The following is a 17,723-nucleotide window of genomic DNA, read 5'->3' as shown; positions in this document are numbered from 1 at the left end:
CGGGGGGCGCACCCGAGGAACGAGGGTGCGGCACCCGGCCGGAGCGCGAGCGAAACGAAGTCCGACCCATTGACGCAGCCCGGCCGCTGACCCAGCCCGGCGACAGAAAGAAGCAGTGATTTCCATGGCCAAGCGAATCGACGTCAGCGGCCTCTCCGCGTACTACGGCGGCCACAAGGCCATCGACGACATCTCGATGACCGTCGAGCCGCGCTCCGTGACGGCCTTCATCGGCCCGTCCGGCTGCGGCAAGTCGACCTTCCTGCGCACCCTGAACCGGATGCACGAGGTCACCCCCGGCGGCCGCGTCGAGGGCAAGGTGATGCTGGACGACGAGAACCTCTACGGCTCCGGGGTCGACCCGGTCGCCGTCCGCCGCACCGTCGGCATGGTCTTCCAGCGCCCCAACCCGTTCCCCACGATGTCGATATTCGACAACGTCGCGGCCGGGCTGCGGCTGAACGGCTCGTACAAGAAGAGCGAGCTCAAGGACATCGTCGAGAAGTCCCTCAAGGGCGCCAACCTCTGGAACGAGGTCAAGGACCGCCTCAACAAGCCCGGCTCGGGCCTCTCCGGCGGCCAGCAGCAGCGGCTGTGCATCGCCCGCGCCATCGCGGTCGAGCCGCAGGTGCTGCTGATGGACGAGCCGTGCTCGGCGCTCGACCCGATCTCCACCCTCGCCATCGAGGACCTGATCGGCGAGCTCAAGGAGCGCTTCACGATCGTCATCGTGACGCACAACATGCAGCAGGCCGCGCGGGTCTCGGACCGTACGGCGTTCTTCAACCTCGCCGCCGTCGGGCAGCCCGGCAAGCTGGTCGAGATCGACGAAACCGAGCGGATCTTCTCCAACCCCTCGGTCCAGGCCACGGAGGACTACATCTCCGGCCGCTTCGGCTGAGCCCCGCGCGCCCCGGCCGCCCGGCCGGGGCCGCCCCCACCACGTCCTGCGGTGCTGCATGGCGGTGCCACCGCACGACGAAGGGCCCGCCCCTCTTCCCGGGGGCGGGCCCGTTCCTGTGCTCGTGGCCGGCTTCTCAGCGGCCGGCGCGTCAGCCGAACGCCAGCCGGATCAGCCAGAACGCGAGGGCCGCGACCAGCGCCGCCGCCGGCATCGTGATGAACCAGCCCATCACGATGTTCTTGGCGACGCCCCAGCGCACCGCGCGCGGGCCCTTGGTCGAGCCGACGCCCATGATCGCGGAGGTGATGACATGGGTCGTGGAGATCGGCGCCTGGAACATGAACGACGCGGTGTACATGACCGAGGCCGCGGTGGTCTCCGCGGCGAAGCCCTGCGGGGGGTCCAGCTCGATGATCCGGCGGCCCAGGGTGCGCATGATGCGCCAGCCGCCGGCGTACGTGCCCAGCGAGAGGGTGAGCGCACAGGCCAGCTTGACCCAGATCGGGATGGCGTCGTTCGCGTCCTCGACATCGGCGATGACCAGGGCCATCACCACGACACCCATGGTCTTCTGGGCGTCCTGCAGACCGTGTCCGAGCGCCATGCCGGCGGCCGAGACGGTCTGGGCTATGCGGAAGCCGCGCTTGGCCTTGTGCGGGTTGGACTTACGGAACATCCAGAGGATGACGACCATCACCAGATAGCCGAGCACCAGGCCGATGACCGGTGAGATGAACATCGGCAGGACGACCTTCTCGACCACGCCGCCCCAGATGACCTTGGTGCCACCGGCGAGCGCCGCTCCGACCATGCCGCCGAACAAGGCGTGCGAGGACGAGGAGGGCAGGCCGAAGTACCAGGTGACGAGGTTCCAGACCACCGCGCCGAGCAGCGCGGCGAAGAGAATGCCCATTCCCTGGTTGCCCTGGGGAGTGGCGATCAGCCCTTCGCTGACCGTCTTGGCGACCCCGCTGCCGAGGAACGCACCGGCGAGGTTCATCACGGCGGCCATCGCCAGCGCCGCGCGCGGGGTCAGTGCCCGCGTCGAGACCGAGGTCGCGATGGCGTTCGCGGAGTCGTGGAAGCCGTTGGTATAGGTGAATCCGAGCGCGACCGCGATGGTCACGACGAGCGCGAAGGTCTCCATGGGCGGCGCTCAGGACTCCTTGACCGCGATGGTCTCGACCGTGTTGGCGACGTGCTCGAACGCGTCCGCCGCCTCTTCCAGGATGTCCACGATCTGCTTGAGCTTGAGGACCTCTATGGCGTCGTACTTGCCGTTGAAGAGGTGCGCGAGCAGCTTGCGGTGGATCTGGTCGGCCTGGTTCTCCAGGCGGTTGACCTCGATCCAGTACTCGGTGAGGTTGGTCATGGTCCGCAGGTGCGGCATGGCCTCGGCGGTCAGCTCGGCCGCCCGCGCCAGCACCTCGATCTGCTGGTCGATGCCCTTGGGCAGTTCCTCGACCTTGTAGAGGACGACCAGGTCGACCGCCTCTTCCATGAAGTCCATGATGTCGTCGAGCGACGAGGCGAGGTTGTAGATGTCCTCGCGGTCGAACGGCGTGATGAACGAGGAGTTCAGCTGGTGGAAGATCGCGTGGGTCGCGTCGTCACCCGCGTGCTCCGCCGCCCGCATCCGCTCGGCGATCTCTGCACGAGCGGAGGCGTCCGCCCCGAGCAGTTCCATCAGGAGCTTGGAGCCCGTGACGATGTTGTCCGCGGAGGCGGCGAACATGTCGTAGAAGCTCGTCTCCCTGGGGGTCAGACGAAAGCGCACGTGAAATCCTCGGGGTGCATCGGATTCGGTCGAGTTGATGCTAGGCGCATCATCCAGCCACAGCTAACCGGCGTTCCTTCAGTGTCGCCCATCGTGCAGCATGCTCTGCACGGGGTACCACAGGTGCCCGCAAAGTTCGGTACCATATACCCACCAGGGGTATATAGATCGCCTAGATACCACGGGAGACGGCCATGACGACCACGGACGCCGACACCAGCGGCAGCGCCGCAGCCGCCGCGGCCCCCCACCCCCAGCAGCCGGGCAACGACCCCCGGAACACCGTTCAAACCGTGACCGACGACGCAGAGATTCCCGCGACATCCGGCCCCCACGGCTACGCACAGCAGAAGGACGCACACATCAAGCGACTGCGGCGGATCGAGGGGCAGATCCGCGGACTGCAGCGGATGCTCGAAGAGGATGTCTACTGCATCGACATACTCACCCAGGTCTCGGCGAGCACGAAGGGCCTGCAGTCCTTCGGCCTCCAGCTCCTGGAGGAGCATCTGCGGCACTGCGTCGCCGACGCCGCCGTCAAGGGCCCCGAGGCCATCGACGCCAAGGTCCAGGAGGCCACCAAGGCCATCGAGCGGATGCTGCGCACCTGAAGCCGGCGGCCCGCGGGTACTAAAGGGGGGAGCGCCTCGCCGGACCGGCCCGCGGGGGCACCCGGTCCGTGCCGTCGGCGTCCGCCCCGTCGACCTCCAGCACCTCGTCGATGCGGTCCGGGCTGAGCCGGTCCTCGCTCGCGGCCGACGCCGCGATCATCAACTCACTCGTCAGATCGATCTCGACGAGGGCGACGTGGTCCTGGACCGTCGTAGGGCGGTGTCCGGACACGTACCACACCTCCTCCTCCGAGCGCCTTCCCACGCCTGCGGTGGTTACCGTCAGCGTAAAGACGGGCGCACGCTCCGCGCATGGCACGGATGGACCATTTCCGCCACCCGGCAAGCGCCCCCGTCACGTGCCCCGGCAGCCCCGCCCCGCCCGGAACTAGCGCGCGGGCGAGGCGATCTTCCCTGCGTAGATGTCACGGTCGTCCGGCAGCTGCACCCGGACCTTGGTACCGAAATCCGATAGTTCGGTGGTGGAGGTCACCGATGCCCCCTTCGGCGAGCCGTTGGCGAAGCGGAACCACTGGCGCATCCTGCGTGGCCGCCCGTCCTCGTCCAGGTACACCTCGAACGGCACCGCGTCGGTGGTGAACCCCTGCTCCGCGGCGATCAGCGCGGGCCGGGTGCGCGGCGACGCCTGCCGGGCGGCCGCCCCGATGTCCGTCGTGCCGCGGTAGTGCCGCACCAGGACGCCGTCCAGCCGCCCCGCGCCCTGGTACGTCACCTCCTGTGCCCCGCGCAGCAGTTCCGCGGCGGCCAGCGGGTCGGTCGCCCCGCCGGTGACCAGGTTGCCGTCGCTCAGCGACGCGGTGTAGACCCGCACCCACTTGTCGGCCGGCACCCCCGCCCCGCGGTTCTTCATGTACAGCGCACCGGGCGCGAGGATCTCCGTGATCGGCTGACGGCCGCCGCCGGGCCTGCCCGCGGGGTCGGGGAGGACCACCCGCAGCCGTCCGGTGCTGGTGGCGAAGTCGTAGCCGCCGGTGCCGCGGATGGCGACGCGGGTGCCGCCGCTGACCGTCTCCATGGACGTACGGACCCCGGCGGAGCCGGCCCGCAGCAGGGCGGCGGCGCTGTTGCGGACCGCGGCGGCGGCAGCGGCCCGGCCGGCCGGGTCCTGGTCGTCGGCCGCGGCCCCGTCCGGGGAACAGCCCGTCGTCAGCAGCCCGACCGCCAGACCCGTCCCGCACGCCACGGCCACGACGACCGCACCGCCGCCTCGCCTGTCCTGCACCACCATCGCGTACGAGCCCCCTCGGCCGCTGTCTTCGGGAACGGCCTGGGCCGGCCGGTCCGCTCGGGAGGGTCACCGGTCCGCCACCGCCGCCTCTGACGTTCCGTCGACCGTCCGGTTCAACGACCGTCGCGGGGGCTCGTCACGCAAGGGCACCTGGGGCGCGTAGCGTGGCAGCGTGCCCGAGCGAGCCCCCCATGCCACCTCCACCGCCGAGAGCGGCTCCTTCTGCACGGCCCGCTGCGCCTGCGGCTGGCGGGGGCCGGCCCGCCGCGCCCGCTCCCAGGCGCGTACGGACGCGGAGCGCCATCTGGCCGAGGCCGCGGCCGGACAGCAGACGGGCACCGGCTCCGGACGCCCCCTGGAATGAGCCCGTCCGTTCCGGGAACCCCGCACGCCTGTACGGCATCTGGCTAGTCAGGGAAGCAAACGCACCATGCCGGTAACGGACTTCGCGGACGGCACCGGACAGCGCGGAGCATTACCGGGCACAGCGGATGCGAGGGCAGCGCGCCGCCGCGACCGGCCGGTGCGGCGTTCCCGCACGTGCCCCGTGACCCGGCCCATCGGCGGGCGGGGCAGGACCGGACAAAAACATCGAGGGGGATTCATCCCAGTGAAGCGGCGCACACTCCTGCAGGCGGGCGGCGGACTGGCGGCGGCCTCGGTCGCCCTGGCCACCGGATGCGACAACAAGACCGGCAAGGCGGGTGCGGCGTCCTCCACGTCCGCCACGGGTGCCGCCACCGGCACCGGCGCGGCCCAGACCAACGCGGCCTCCGCCTCGGCGGCCGCCGCCGGCGGCCACGCCTCGAAGGCGTCCTGGACCGCGCTCGGCAAGAGCCTGGACGGCAAGCTGATCCGGGCCTCCGACGCCGCCTACGCGACCGCCCGCCGCCTCTACAACACCCGCTACGACACGCTGAAGCCGTCGGCCATCGCGTATGTCGAGCACCCCGCGGACATCGCCGAATGCCTCGCCTTCGCCCGGCGGCACGACACCCCGGTCGCCATCCGCAGCGGCGGCCACTCCTACGCGGGCTGGTCCAGCGGCAACGGCAAGCTGGTCATCGACGTCTCCGCCCTCTCCAAGGTCGGCGCGCCGTCCGGCGGCACCACCCGCATCGGCGCCGGCGCCAAGCTCATCGACGTCTACCAGGGCCTCGGGGCGCACGGCGTGACGATACCCGGGGGCTCCTGCCCCACCGTCGGCATATCCGGCCTCACCCTCGGCGGCGGTCATGGCGTGGCCTCCCGCGCGTACGGGCTGACCTGCGACAGCCTCGTCGGCGCCACCCTGGTCACGGCCGACGGCAAGACCGTCGACTGCGACAAGAGCCGGCACGCCGACCTGTTCTGGGCGCTGCGCGGCGCCGGCAACGGCAACTTCGGCGTGGTGACCGAACTCCGCTTCCGTACGCACCCCGCGCCCCGTGCCGTGATGGCGTACATGACCTGGCCGTGGGCCAAGGCGGCGAAGGTCGTGGCGTCCTGGCAGAAGTGGGGGCCGGCGCAGGCCGACGAGATATGGTCCGCCTGCCACCTCGACGCCCGTCCCGGCACCACCCCGTCCGTCTCCGTCGCCGCCTTCTCGCTCGGGAGCTACCGCGAGCTGCAGAACGCCGTCGACAAGCTCGCCGACCAGCCGGGCGGCCCCGGCCCCGCCAAGAGCGTCCACCTCACGCCGACCGGCTACCTGGACGCGATGGAGTCCTACGCGGGCTGCTCCTCCAAGTCCACCGCGCAGTGCCACATGCCGGGTTCGCTGCCCGGCCACACCGGCGCCGGACAGCTGGGCCGCGAGACCTACGCCGCCCGCTCGCACTTCTTCGACCGCTCGCTGTCCGCGGCCGGCATCCGCACCCTGATGGACCAGATCGAGGCCGGCGGGCGCAAGGGCGTCAACGGGAACGTGGCGCTGACGGCGCTGGGCGGCGCCATCAACCGCGTCGGGCGCACCGACACCGCCTTCGTCCACCGCGGCTCGCGGTTCCTGGCCCAGTACTTGACGTCCTGGCCGGCGAGCGGCTCGTCCGCGACGCGCACAGCGTGGCTGAATTCGTTCCATGACGCGATGCGCCGCCACTCGTCGGGCGCCGCCTACCAGAACTACACCGACCCCGGGCTCCGCGACTGGAAGTCCGCCTACTACGGCGCCGCCGCCGCCCGCCTCGACCAGGTCAAGCGGACCTACGACCCGCAGCGGCTGTTCAGCACCTTCCCGCAGGCGCTCTGACACCGGCAGAGGCACCCCCGGCGGACACACGGACGGCCCGGCCCCATGAGGGGTCCGGGCCATCCGCATCCGCCAGGTCGTCGCGCCCGGGGACCGCCGGGCCGGGTCGTTTCCCCCGGCCCGGCGGCTCCTCAGGCCGCCAGGTCCTTGTCCCGTTCCTTCTGCCCCCGCGGCATCGCCGATCCGGTGGCCACCACCCGGCCGCCCTCGGCGTCCTGCCCCGCGGCGCCGTCCGCGCCCGGCGCGCGCACCAGCCAGGCCGCCTTCGACCGGCCGACCGCCGTCGTCAGCGGCACCAGCAGCGCCTGCGCGAGCGGCGCCAGCAGCAGCGCGACGGCGGTGCCCAGCGCGAACCCGCCGACCACGTCGGTCGGGTAGTGCACGCCCATGTAGACGCGGCAGAAGCCCTCGGCGAGCGCCAGCGCGATGCCGATCAGGCCGTACTTCCGGTGGGCGACGAACAGGCCGACGCCGACCGCCATGGTGAGCGTGGCGTGATCGCTCACGAACGAGTAGTCGCTCTTGCCGGGGATCAGCACTTCCAGCCCGGCATGGTCCTTGAACGGCCGCGGCCGCTCCACGAACGCCCGGATCGGGATGTTGGCCAGCAGCGCGAGGCCCGCGGCCAGCGGCGCCCAGACCAGGCCCGCGACGGCGGACGGGGCGCCCGGCCCACGGCGCGCCGACCACCAGGCGATCAGGCACAGCACCCCGAGGCCGGCGATGATGCCGTACTCGCCGATGTACTCCATGGCCTTGTTGACCCAGTGGGGGGCGTCCTTCGCGAGGCCGTTGATGCCGTCGAGCACGTCGACATCGGGGTTCGGCCCCTCGAGTGCGAGTCCAGCCATCTGCCGCGGCCCCTTATCTTTCGCGCGCGCGAGCGCCGTCGTGTGCTGCCTGCCCCCGTGGTCGTCGAGCGTGTGCTGCGTCGAGCTGCTCTGCTACGTCCCCACGCCAAGGAAACGCGATGTCCACCCCGGCCGTTCCACTCTCCACCGGATGATCACCAGGACGTTATCGAAGCTTGACTCATCACTGCAGTTCAGGGCCCTATGTTCACGCAGCGTTCGTGCCGGGCAGCGCTTTTGCGCCATCGGACGTGACACGGGTGGCACCGATGTAGTCCGGCGAATCGATCTTGTCGAACCGGATCACGGCCCCGGTGTACGGCGCGTTGATCATGTAGCCGCCCCCCACGTAGATCCCCACGTGGTGGATCGACCGCGGGTCCTTCAGGTCGTAGGCGAAGAACACCAGGTCACCCGGGAGCAGCTCGTCCCGCTTCGGATGCGGCCCGGCGTTCCACTGGTCGTTCGCCACCCGGGGCAGCTCGATGCCCACGGAGCGGTACGCCGCCTGGGTCAGCCCCGAACAGTCGAACCGCCCGCCCTGCGCCGCCGTTCCGGTACCACCCCACAGATAGCGCGTGCCGAGCTTCTCCTGCGCGAAGTAGATCGCCCCCGCGGCCTGCTTCGACGGCGCCACCGGACCCGACGGCGCCTCGAAGCTCTTCGCGAGCGTCGTGATCGTCTTCACGTAGTTCTGCGTCTCGCGGTACGGCGGCACCCCGCTGTACTGGATGACGCGGTACGCCCCCGCGTTGTACGCGGCGAGCATGTTGTGCGTGGCGTTGCCCGGCGCGCCCTTCACATAACTGGCCAGCTCGCAGTCGTACGAGGCCGCCGACGCGATCGCGTCCTGCGGGTCCCACACGTCCTTCTTGCCGTCGCCGTTCCCGTCGATGCCGTGGGTCTGCCACGTCCCCGGGATGAACTGCGCCATGCCCTGGGCGGCCGCCGGGCTCTGCGCCCGCGGGTTCCACCCGCTCTCCTGGTAGAGCTGCGCCGCCAGCAGCGCGGGGCTTATCGCCGGGCAGAGCGTCCCCCACTTCTGCACCAGCTGCTGGTACTCGGCCGGCACCGCGCCCTTCGCCAGCCCGAGCGCCTGCCCGCCGGCCCCGGCCAGGCGGGCCGCCACCGTGTACGTACCGATCACAAGCAGCCCGAGCAGACAGAGCACCAGCCCCGTCCCGAGCCCACCGGCCACCCAGAATTTCCGCACCCCCCAACCCTCCCCCATTCAGGCGCGGTTCACTGCCATTTTCCGGTCGCTCCGCGCGCGTTGCGCCGCCCCCGGCGCGACACGACGGCGCACAGCACGGCGCAGGGGGCGCTCCGGCACCGGTGTGAGATGCCCCTCATGACAACGCCCGCAACCCCGCCGGATGGGCGACACTGCACACGGGCCCGGGACCGGACGCCGGCCGCCGCCCCCGGGCCGCGCCACCACCCGAACGGCCCCGGCCGCAACGGCGCGCCGGACCGGCCATGACCTCTTCCGATGATCATTGCTCAGGGTAGGACCCCGTGATACACACAGTGAGACCAGTCGGTTCGATGGACGGCATGCGCCCACACGTCCACGCCACTCCCACGGGATCCGTCAAAGAAAGCCGCCAAGACGACAGCTGACGGCCCGTTCGTCAGCGAAGATAGAGAGCGACCCGTGCCGCGCCGGCACCGGGCACACAACTACCCATCAAGGGGCGGTGAGTTCACACATGTTCATTGCAGCCGAAAAGGGCGACATCACCACCATCATCGGCGGAATCGCCCCCGACTGGGGACCGTTCGGGAGCCTGGGCAACGAAGCCCGCGTGATGATCGAAGTGGTCATGGCGGTGGCGATCCTGCTGTGCCTCGGCATCGCGATCTGGGGCGCCGCCAAACAGCGCATCGGCGCCACCGCGCTGCGCGACACCTTCAGCGCCGAACAGGGCAAGGGCCTGATCGTGGCCGGCCTGACCGGCGTCTTCATCATCGGCTCCCTGGGGACGCTGTTCACCATCGTCTACGGCATGGCGGTCTAGCGCGGGCACGCCCCGGGGCCGCGCCGTGCCCGCCCACGAGGTGCACACCACCGGACCGCGCCCGTCCCGGGCCGCTCCCCCTGCGCCCCCGCCCGCCCTCTCTCCGCCGTCCCGTGCCCCCACTCGCCCCCACCGGACCCACCTCCCCTGCCGAGGCGACATGCTGACGCCCCCTCACGCCCGGCCCGGCAAAACCGGGCCCGCGTCCTCGTCACCCCCGCCACCAGCGGACCGATTGGGAGGACCGCGGGGCGGGGACAGGTGGACCCGGAGGCAGGAAGGCGCAAGAAGGCGACGGCGACCACGGAGCGGGCGATGAGCACATATGACCCACAGTCCCCCATTCGCCTCTGCCGTACCGCATCTGAGGACCCGTCACGGTGAGATGTACTCGTACCGCTGCACCCGAGCCGCCGCCCGCGCGGCTACGGTCATATGAGGGCGGCACAACTACGGCACGCACGCCGACAGCGGCAGAGGGGGCACAGGCGCGATGAGTCTCAGTGACGACGGCGGCTACGGCGGCGACGGCCACCGCGGTTCCGAGACGGGCCAGACACGGACCAGACTTCCCGACACCGGCGGCGACCCCTACGGCTCCGGACGCCGGCCCCGCGCCGGCATGTCCAGCCGCAACCTCGTCACCATCGTCGGCGTGGTCGTCCTGCTGCTCGCGGCCATCGCCTTCGCCAACCGCGGCGGCAGCGGCAACAGCGAAACCCCCTCCGACGGCTCCCCCAAGGACACCGCCCACGCCCAGCCCACCGCCCCCACCGGCACCAAGCCCGCCACCGGCAAGACCGCTGGCATCGCCTCGGGCTTCGCCAAGACGGAGCAGGGGGCGCAGTCGGCGGCGGCGAATTATGCGGTGGCGCTGGTTTCCGCCAACATCCTCAAGCCCAACGAACGCCACGCGATCGTGCAGCAGGCCTTCGCCCCCGCCAAGGCCGACGAGATGCAGGGCAAGCTCGACGCCGCCTACTCGACCGCCTTCCTCAAGAAGCTCGGCCTCGACGCGAACGGCAACGCAGCTCAGGGCATGACCTACATCTCGCGCACGGTTCCCGTCGGCACGAAGCTCGTGAGGCGCACGGGCGACACGGCGAACCTCGAAGTGTGGTGCACGGGCCTGTTCGGTACAGCCGGCGCGAAGTCGACCACTCCGGTGACAAGCGACTGGTTCACCATGCGGCTCCAGTTGCAGTGGGCAGGCGGCGACTGGAAGGTCGAGGGCTTCTCCCAGCAGGACGGCCCCGCCCCGGTCAACGGGGACAACAAGACGTCCGGTGCCGACCAGATCGCCAAGGCGGTCGAACAGTACGGAGGGTTCACCTATGCGCGGTAACCGAAGGCGTGTCCTCACCGTCACCGCGGCACTGGCATCCGTACAGACCACGCTGTTCCTGCTGGCCGCGCGTGTCCTGGCCGCGCCCAACCCCAGTCCGTCGCCCAAGGACAACTGCGACCTGATCGTCGGCCCCGCCAAGGACTACTGCCAATCAGGCGACAAAGCCGGCTCCGGGGCGCCCAAGGCGCCCGGCGGCCTCACCGACAACAACCCCCTGGACCCCCTCGACTCCCTCGCCAAGGGCTGTGCGAAAGCCGCCGCCTGGATCGTCACCAAGCTCTCCGACGCGGTGAAGGCGACCTCGCAGGTGGACTTCACCAACGCCGCCTTCCTGCGGCAGTACGCCGTCGTGTTCGCGGCCTCCACCATCCTCACCCTCGTGCTGTGGCTTCTGGCGGTCGCCAAGCGCGCGGTGCGCGGGGTGCGGCTCACGGAGGCGATCAGTGAGGCGGTCGGGTTCCTCTGGCTGACGGTGCTGGCCTCCGCGTTCACCCCGCTGATCCTCTACACGATCGTCTCGGCGACCGACGGGGTCACCGAGATCATCGCGAAGGGGACGGGGGCGCAGACCGACACCTTCTTCGGGGCGTTCTCGCAGGCGCTCACGAAGGGCACCGACATCGGCGGCGGCCCGATCATGCTGATCGTGGTGTCGCTGGTCTCCGTGCTCGCCGCCGGTGTGCTGTGGCTGGAGCTGGTGATCCGGGCCGCGCTGCTGTACGTCGGGGCGCTGCTGGGCACCGTCGTCTACGCCGGCCTGGTCGACAAGAACATGTGGGGGCATGTGCGCCGCTGGGCGGGCATCATGATCGCGGTGATCATGGTGAAGCCGGTCATCGTGATCGTGCTGGGCATCGCCGGTGCGCTCTCCCACGACAAGGGGCCGAACGCCTTCTCCGCGGTCGTCTCCGGGCTCGCGATCATCGTCCTGGCCATCTTCGCCAGTGCGGTGATCTACCGCTTCGTCCCCGGCTTCGGCGACGAGATGGTCTCGGCGCGGACGAACAAGGGCCGGGCCACCGACGGCAGCCAGGCCGCCGCGATGATCTCCTCGCCCGCCGCGCTGGTGTCCCAGGGCATCAAGACCCACAGCTCCCGCCGGTCCGGCGGGGACGGCGGGCAGCCGCAGGGCGCGCAGGGCGGCCAGTCCCGGCCGGCCGACGCGGTGGCCGGCGGCGTCGCCGCGCACAGTTCCCGTACCGGCGGCGGCCGCTCCTCGGCCCCCGCCACCCCCGCCCCCCGTACGAACCCCGGCCCGAGCGGCAGCTCCCGCACCGGCAAATCAGCAGGAGGTGAGGGGCGTTGAGCACGCAGTCCCACCCGATCGCGCCACGTCGCACGTACCTGATCGGCCGCGCGCGGCCCAACGCGATCGTCGGCAAGAACCGCGAGACCGGTGAGATCGCGCTGATCATCGTGGGGGCGTTCCTCGGCATGATGTGCGGGCTGCTGGTGCCGATGCTGCCGCTGCGGATCGTGTCGCTCACCGGCTTCCCGATGCTGGCGCTCGCGGTCGTCTACGTGCCGTACAAGGGCCGTACGTTCTACAAGTGGTTCGAGATCCGGCGCAGTTTCCGCCGCACGGTCCGCCGCGGCGCCACCTACCGCTCCGGCACCGCCGAGGCGGGCGTGCGGCTGGACGGCCGCGAGGTCGAGATCGGCCCGCCGCCCGGCATCGGCCGGATCAACTGGCTGTCCGCCCCGTTCGGCCCGGACGAGATCGCGGTGCTGCTGCACGCCGACCGCAAGACGGTGACCGCCGCCATCGAGATCGAGGGGCCGGGCGTCGGCCTGCGCGACAGCGAGGACCAGGAGGCGCTGGTCGACCGTTTCGGGACGCTGCTTAAGCATGTGGCCAACGGGGACGGCTTCGTGACCCGGCTGCAGATGCTGGCCCGTACGCTGCCCGCCGACCCGGACGCGCACGCCAAGGACGTCGCCCAGCGCGGCGACAGGAACTCCCCCGACTGGCTGCAGGAGTCCTACGACCAGCTCCAGTCGATGGTCTCCACCTCCTCCGAGCAGCACCGCGCCTACCTCGTCGCCTGTATGCACTACACCCGCGAGCTGGCCGCCGAGGCACAGACCATGGCACGCGCCGCGCGGATGCACCAGGGCGGGCTGCTGCGCAAGAAGCTGGACCGGGACGCCGGGCTCGCGGTCGTCATGGCCCGTGAGCTGACCGACATCTGCGCCCGGCTCGCCGAGGCCGACATCCGGGTGCGCCAGCCGCTCGGCCAGGCCCGGCTCGCCTCCCTCGTGCACTCCATGTACGACCCGGACCACCCCATCGACCACATCCAGGCGATGAGCAAGCGCAACGCCTGGCCGGCCGAGCTCGACGCGATGGAGCCGACGTATCTGCAGGCCAAGACGCGGGAGTCGACGACCCGCGCGCCGTGGTGCCACGCCACCGCCTGGGTCAAGGAGTGGCCGCTGACCCCGGTGGGCGTCAACTTCCTCGCGCCCCTCCTGGTGCACACCCCGGACGTGATCCGTACGGTCGCGGTCTGCATGGACCTGGAGCCCACCGAGATCGCCATCGAGCGGATGCTCACGGAGAAGACGAACGACGATGCCGAGGCCAGCCGCGCGGCGAAGATGAACCGGGTGGTGGACCCGCGGGACGTCGCCCACCACGGCCGCGTCGACCAGCGCGGCGAGGACCTGGCGTCCGGCGCGGCCGGCGTCAACCTCGTCGGCTACCTCACGGTCTCCTCCCGCTCGCCCGACGCGCTGGCGCGCGACAAGCGCACCATCCGCGCCTCGGCCGGCAAGTCCTACCTCAAGCTGGAGTGGTGCGACCGCGAGCACCACCGGGCGTTCGTCAACACCCTGCCGTTCGCGACCGGGATCCGCCGCTAAAGCCGCTGGGAGGCGCGTACGTCATGGCCATGCTCGATCCGATCGGAGCGCTCACCGACGCGTTCACCAGCTTCCTGTTCGGGAAGGTGGAGACCACCCGGCTGCCCGTACGGACCTCCACCGGCCAGGCGCAGGCGGTCTATCTGCCCACCGCGGCCCCCGGCCTCGGCGACTCCGGCGTGATCATCGGCCGCGAGGTCTACAGCGGCAAGGGCTACATCTACGACCCCTTCCAGCTGTACGGGCAGCAGCTGCCGGCCCCGCACTGGCTGGTCCTCGGCGAGTCCGGCAACGGCAAGTCCGCGCTGGAGAAGACCTATGTGCTGCGGCAGTTGAGGTTCCGCGACCGGCAGGTCGTCGTCCTCGACGCCCAGGGCGAGGACGGCGTCGGCGAGTGGAACCTCATCGCCGAGCAGCTGGGGATAACCCCCATCCGCCTGGACCCGACCGCCGCCCTCAACGGCGGCATCCGCCTCAACCCCCTCGACCCGTCGATCACCACCACCGGCCAGCTGGCCCTGCTGCGGACGATCATCGAGGTGGCGATGGGCCACGGCCTGGACGAGCGCTCCGGCTTCGCCCTCAAGGTCGCGCACGCCTACGTCAACGACACCATCACCGACCGCCAGCCCGTCCTGACCGACATCGTCGAGCAGCTGCGGCACCCGGAAGCGGAGTCGGCGGAGTCGATGAACGTCGACATAGACGACGTCCGGGCCTGGGGTCTGGACGTGGCGCTGGTCCTCGACCGGCTCGTCGACGGTGACCTGCGCGGCATGTTCGACGGCCCGACCTCGGCGGGCATCGACCTGGACGCGCCGCTGATCGTCTTCGACCTCTCGCACATCGACCGCAACTCCATCGCGATGCCGATCCTGATGGCGATCGTCGGCGTCTGGCTGGAGCACACCTGGATCCGGCCCGACCGCAAGAAGCGCATCTTCCTGGTCGAAGAGGCCTGGCACATCATCAACTCGCCGTTCGTCGCGCAGCTCTTCCAGCGGCTGCTGAAGTTCGGCCGACGGCTCGGCCTGTCGTTCGTGGCCGTCGTCCACCACCTCAGCGACGTCGTCGACGGGGCAGCGGCACGCGAGGCCGCCGCGATCCTCAAAATGGCCTCGACCCGCACCATCTACGCCCAGAAGGCCGACGAGGCACGCGCCACGGGCCGGGTGCTGGGCCTGCCGCGCTGGGCCGTCGAGATCATCCCGACCCTCACCCCCGGCATCGCGGTCTGGGACGTCAACGGCAACGTCCAGGTCGTCAAGCACCTCATCACCGAGGCCGAGCGCCCGCTGGTCTACACCGACCGGGCGATGACCGAGGCATCCGCGATGCCCACGGACGAGGCACGCGCCCTCCAGGCGGCGGCGGACGCCGAGGCCGAGGCACGCGCCGAGGCCATGGCGATGGAGCGGCAGTGGAGAGACGAGTCGAGCGAGACGGTGGCGTGACGCGCGGATACGACGAGGAACGCGGCGGCCGCGGCCACCGCGACGCGCCTGCGGGCCGGGGACGCGGCATCCCCGACTCCCTGCTGGTCGGGCTGCTCGCCTTCCTGCTGGGCCTGACGTTCCTGGTGTGGACGGCGACCGGCCTGGCCGGCCTGTTCACCCACGGCGCCTGGCCCGACCACGTCACCTACCCCGGTACGGCGCTGGCGCTGCGCCACCTGGTCTCCGCGCCGCACGACCTGGCCGCCGCCTGGCCCGACACCCCCAAGGGGCAGCTCTCCGGGTACGGCCTGTTCTGGGGCATCCTCATCGGCGAGCTGATGGTGCTGCTGGTGCTGGTGATCTTCGCGCTGGGGACGATCACCCGCTATCGCGCCGTACGGGCGGCACGGCGCGCGAAGGCCCGAGCGGGGCGGGATGCGCGCGGAGAAGGCGCGGACGCACGGCAGACCGCTGAGACGGCAGCCGCCCGGACGCCCCAGGCACCTCCCCGGGAAGCGGTCCGGGAGGCGGCCCGCACGGCCCCCAACGCCGCGGCGCACCGCGACGACGCGCCCGCCGAGCCGGCGGCCCCCGCCGCCCCGTCCGTCCCCCTCGACTCCCCGGTGACGGCCATGGCCACGGCGGCCGGCCCGGTCCCCGAGCAGCGCACCGCTCCCCCGGCCGCCCCGGCTCTCCCGGAAACCGACGGCGCCGACCCGCACGCCGAACCCGCGCTCCCCCGGCTCCAGTTCGCCCCCGACCGCGCCGTCGCCCGAGCGGCCGCCCTGACCGCCGCGACGGCTGCCCCGGGCCCCCTGGTCGTCGCCACGACGGACCCCGTCCTCTGGTCCGAGACCAAGGACGCCCGCGCCAAGCTCGGCCCGCTGCTGACCTACGACCCCACCCACCGCCTCGACACCCCGGCCCGGCTGCGCTGGTCGCCGACCTCCGGCTGTACGGACCTCGCCACCGCCGGCGCCCGGGCCACCGCTCTGCTGGCCCCGGTACGCCCGTCCGGTGCGCTGGACTCGGCCGTCGCGGACGCCGCCCAGACCCTGCTGCGCTGCTGGCTGCACGCCGCCGCGGTGGACGGCCGCCCGTTCCGCCAGCTGCACCGCTGGGCGCACACCTCCGGCGCCGCCCAGGAACCCGTCCGCATCCTGCGCACCAGCGCCAAGGCCTCCGGCGGGCAGGCCGGCGAGCTGGAGTCGGTGCTGACCGCCCACCCCGAACGCCGGGAGGCCGCCCAGCAGTTGGTCGGGCGCGCGCTGACCGCCCTCTCCTCGATCCACATCCGGGACGCGTGCACACCACTTCGAGCGGATTCGGTCCTCCTCGAATCATTTATCGAAGAGGGGGGAACGCTTTACGTGGTAGGCGATCCCATCGAGGATCCGCGTACCGACCCGGGTGCGATGCCGTTGCTCACCGCACTCCTCTCGAGCGTGGTCGAGCACGGCCGCCGCATGGCCGAACGGTCATCTGACGGTCGGCTCGACCCACCACTCACCCTCGTCCTGGACGACATCGCGGCCCTCGCCCCGCTGCCGGCGCTCCCCGGCCTCCTCGAAACCGGCCGCGCCCGCGGACTGCTGACCCTGGCGACCATGCGCTCCCGGGAACAGGCCCGCGCCCGCTGGCCACATCACTCCCTGCCGGCCTGACCCGCACACCGTTCCCCGGCCCTAGGAGGCGTCCTTCCGGTCGCCGCTCCGGCCCAGCGCCATCTCCCGCTCCCGCGCGGCGGCATCCTTCGGATCGGCCATGGTCCGCCCCGTTGCCACGAACCCCAGGGAGCGGTACAGCGCCTCGGCCCGCGGATTCTCCTCGTGCACCCACAGCCGTACGCGCTCCACCACCGGGTCCGCGAGGTTCCACGACCACCCGATCGCCGCCTCGAACAACTCCCGCGCCAGCCCCGTCCCGCGGTGCTCGGGCCGCACATACACGCCCACCACGTGCGTCTGCGGCACCTCCGCGTCCTCCTCGACCAGGACCACCACCATGCCGCCCCAGCCGCCGTCCTCCGCCACCCCGACGAACGTGAGCGCCGCCCCGCCCTCGTCGGGTGACAACGCCCGCCGCTGCCAGAACACATCCGGTTGGCCGGCCGCCGCCTCAAGGGTTTCGGTGAACGCCACCCGGGCCACCGGATCGGCCAGCGCCGCCAGCCGCAGTTCCTTGAGCCGCTTCCACTCGTCCGCCGTCACCGGCCTGATCACGTACCCCATGCGGTCCAGCATCCCAGCGGGCCACACCGCGGGACCACCTTTCCGCTTTTCGGTCCGTAAACGCGGAAAAGCCCCGCACCATACGGTGCGGGGCTTCCCACAAAAATTGTTCGGCGGCGTCCTACTCTCCCACAGGGTCCCCCCTGCAGTACCATCGGCGCTGAAAGGCTTAGCTTCCGGGTTCGGAATGTAACCGGGCG

17 protein-coding genes and 1 rRNA gene are annotated in these 17,723 nt (G+C 71.3%); 10 read left to right on the top strand and 8 right to left on the bottom strand.

The genetic code is table 11. The features are described 5' to 3' along the window. Positions 1–124 precede the first annotated feature (124 nt). Complete coding sequence (gene pstB / locus AB0411_RS35835; protein WP_086718512.1) at positions 125–901, top strand: phosphate ABC transporter ATP-binding protein PstB; 777 nt, start codon at positions 125–127, stop codon at positions 899–901. A 151-nt stretch (positions 902–1,052) separates the two neighbouring features. On the opposite strand, the gene AB0411_RS35830 is transcribed toward pstB, so the two are convergent. After that, the gene (locus AB0411_RS35830; protein WP_366421419.1) at positions 1,053–2,051 is read right to left on the bottom strand and encodes an inorganic phosphate transporter; all 999 of its coding nucleotides are present in this window, start codon (positions 2,049–2,051) and stop codon (positions 1,053–1,055) included. Between the two features lie 9 nt (positions 2,052–2,060). Continuing rightward, positions 2,061–2,681, bottom strand: coding sequence for a DUF47 domain-containing protein (locus AB0411_RS35825; protein ID WP_042162406.1), 621 nt, complete (start codon positions 2,679–2,681; stop codon positions 2,061–2,063). Between the two features lie 194 nt (positions 2,682–2,875). On the opposite strand from AB0411_RS35825, the gene AB0411_RS35820 reads away from it, so the two are divergent. Continuing rightward, positions 2,876–3,292 carry a metal-sensitive transcriptional regulator gene (locus AB0411_RS35820; RefSeq protein WP_366421418.1) on the top strand — a complete coding sequence of 139 codons (417 nt, stop codon included), beginning with the start codon at positions 2,876–2,878 and terminating at the stop codon, positions 3,290–3,292. Positions 3,293–3,311: 19 nt separating this feature from the next. Here the strand turns inward: AB0411_RS35820 and AB0411_RS35815 are convergent, their stop codons facing one another. Further along, the gene (locus AB0411_RS35815; RefSeq protein ID WP_366421447.1) at positions 3,312–3,533 is read right to left on the bottom strand and encodes a hypothetical protein; all 222 of its coding nucleotides are present in this window, start codon (positions 3,531–3,533) and stop codon (positions 3,312–3,314) included. 147 nt (positions 3,534–3,680) lie between these two features. Further along, entirely contained in the window at positions 3,681–4,541 is an 861-nt protein-coding gene (locus tag AB0411_RS35810; protein WP_366421417.1) for a hypothetical protein, read from the bottom strand. Between the two features lie 172 nt (positions 4,542–4,713). Between AB0411_RS35810 and AB0411_RS35805 the strand changes: the two genes are divergently transcribed. Together AB0411_RS35805 and AB0411_RS35800 are read left to right on the top strand one after the other, a co-directional pair. Further along, the gene (locus AB0411_RS35805; RefSeq protein WP_366421416.1) at positions 4,714–4,905 is read left to right on the top strand and encodes a hypothetical protein; all 192 of its coding nucleotides are present in this window, start codon (positions 4,714–4,716) and stop codon (positions 4,903–4,905) included. 246 nt (positions 4,906–5,151) lie between these two features. Continuing rightward, positions 5,152–6,771, top strand: a complete 1,620-nt coding sequence (locus AB0411_RS35800) for an FAD-binding oxidoreductase (RefSeq protein WP_366421415.1) — start codon at positions 5,152–5,154, stop codon at positions 6,769–6,771. 131 nt (positions 6,772–6,902) lie between these two features. Here AB0411_RS35800 and AB0411_RS35795 read toward each other — a convergent pair whose 3' ends face one another. Together AB0411_RS35795 and AB0411_RS35790 are read right to left on the bottom strand one after the other, a co-directional pair. Then, on the bottom strand, positions 6,903–7,622 hold the full coding sequence (locus AB0411_RS35795) for a phosphatase PAP2 family protein (protein WP_366421414.1): 720 nt from the start codon (positions 7,620–7,622) through the stop codon (positions 6,903–6,905). 208 nt (positions 7,623–7,830) lie between these two features. After that, the gene (locus AB0411_RS35790) at positions 7,831–8,835 is read right to left on the bottom strand and encodes a bifunctional lytic transglycosylase/C40 family peptidase (protein WP_366421413.1); all 1,005 of its coding nucleotides are present in this window, start codon (positions 8,833–8,835) and stop codon (positions 7,831–7,833) included. Between the two features lie 499 nt (positions 8,836–9,334). On the opposite strand from AB0411_RS35790, the gene AB0411_RS35785 reads away from it, so the two are divergent. The 6 genes from AB0411_RS35785 to AB0411_RS35760 all read left to right on the top strand — a co-directional run bounded on the left by AB0411_RS35785 (position 9,335) and on the right by AB0411_RS35760 (position 16,956). Next, positions 9,335–9,643 carry a hypothetical protein gene (locus tag AB0411_RS35785; RefSeq protein WP_006603970.1) on the top strand — a complete coding sequence of 103 codons (309 nt, stop codon included), beginning with the start codon at positions 9,335–9,337 and terminating at the stop codon, positions 9,641–9,643. Between the two features lie 493 nt (positions 9,644–10,136). Next, positions 10,137–10,988 (top strand): hypothetical protein, encoded by an 852-nt coding sequence (locus tag AB0411_RS35780; protein ID WP_366421412.1) that lies wholly within the window; start codon positions 10,137–10,139, stop codon positions 10,986–10,988. Beyond that, positions 10,978–12,297, top strand: coding sequence for a hypothetical protein (locus AB0411_RS35775; protein WP_366421411.1), 1,320 nt, complete (start codon positions 10,978–10,980; stop codon positions 12,295–12,297). The genes AB0411_RS35780 and AB0411_RS35775 overlap by 11 nt, the downstream gene beginning before the upstream one ends. Beyond that, the gene (locus tag AB0411_RS35770; RefSeq protein ID WP_366421410.1) at positions 12,294–13,856 is read left to right on the top strand and encodes an SCO6880 family protein; all 1,563 of its coding nucleotides are present in this window, start codon (positions 12,294–12,296) and stop codon (positions 13,854–13,856) included. Before AB0411_RS35775 ends, AB0411_RS35770 begins: the two co-directional genes overlap by 4 nt. Before the next feature lie 29 nt (positions 13,857–13,885). Continuing rightward, positions 13,886–15,310: an ATP-binding protein gene (locus AB0411_RS35765; protein WP_366421446.1), complete on the top strand. Its 1,425-nt coding sequence runs from the start codon at positions 13,886–13,888 to the stop codon at positions 15,308–15,310. Further along, positions 15,307–16,956: a type VI secretion protein gene (locus AB0411_RS35760; RefSeq protein ID WP_366421409.1), complete on the top strand. Its 1,650-nt coding sequence runs from the start codon at positions 15,307–15,309 to the stop codon at positions 16,954–16,956. The genes AB0411_RS35765 and AB0411_RS35760 overlap by 4 nt, the downstream gene beginning before the upstream one ends. 21 nt (positions 16,957–16,977) lie before the next feature. Here the strand turns inward: AB0411_RS35760 and AB0411_RS35755 are convergent, their stop codons facing one another. Both AB0411_RS35755 and rrf read right to left on the bottom strand, forming a co-directional pair. After that, positions 16,978–17,523 carry a GNAT family N-acetyltransferase gene (locus tag AB0411_RS35755; protein WP_366421408.1) on the bottom strand — a complete coding sequence of 182 codons (546 nt, stop codon included), beginning with the start codon at positions 17,521–17,523 and terminating at the stop codon, positions 16,978–16,980. A 108-nt stretch (positions 17,524–17,631) separates the two neighbouring features. Continuing rightward, positions 17,632–17,723: ribosomal RNA gene (rrf, locus tag AB0411_RS35750) — 5S ribosomal RNA — on the bottom strand; the annotation flags it as partial.

The sequence above is a fragment of the Streptomyces angustmyceticus genome (assembly GCF_040701845.1).
GTDB classification, from domain to species: Bacteria; Actinomycetota; Actinomycetes; order Streptomycetales; family Streptomycetaceae; genus Streptomyces; species Streptomyces angustmyceticus_A.
This window is presented reverse-complemented; position numbering and strand designations above follow the sequence as displayed.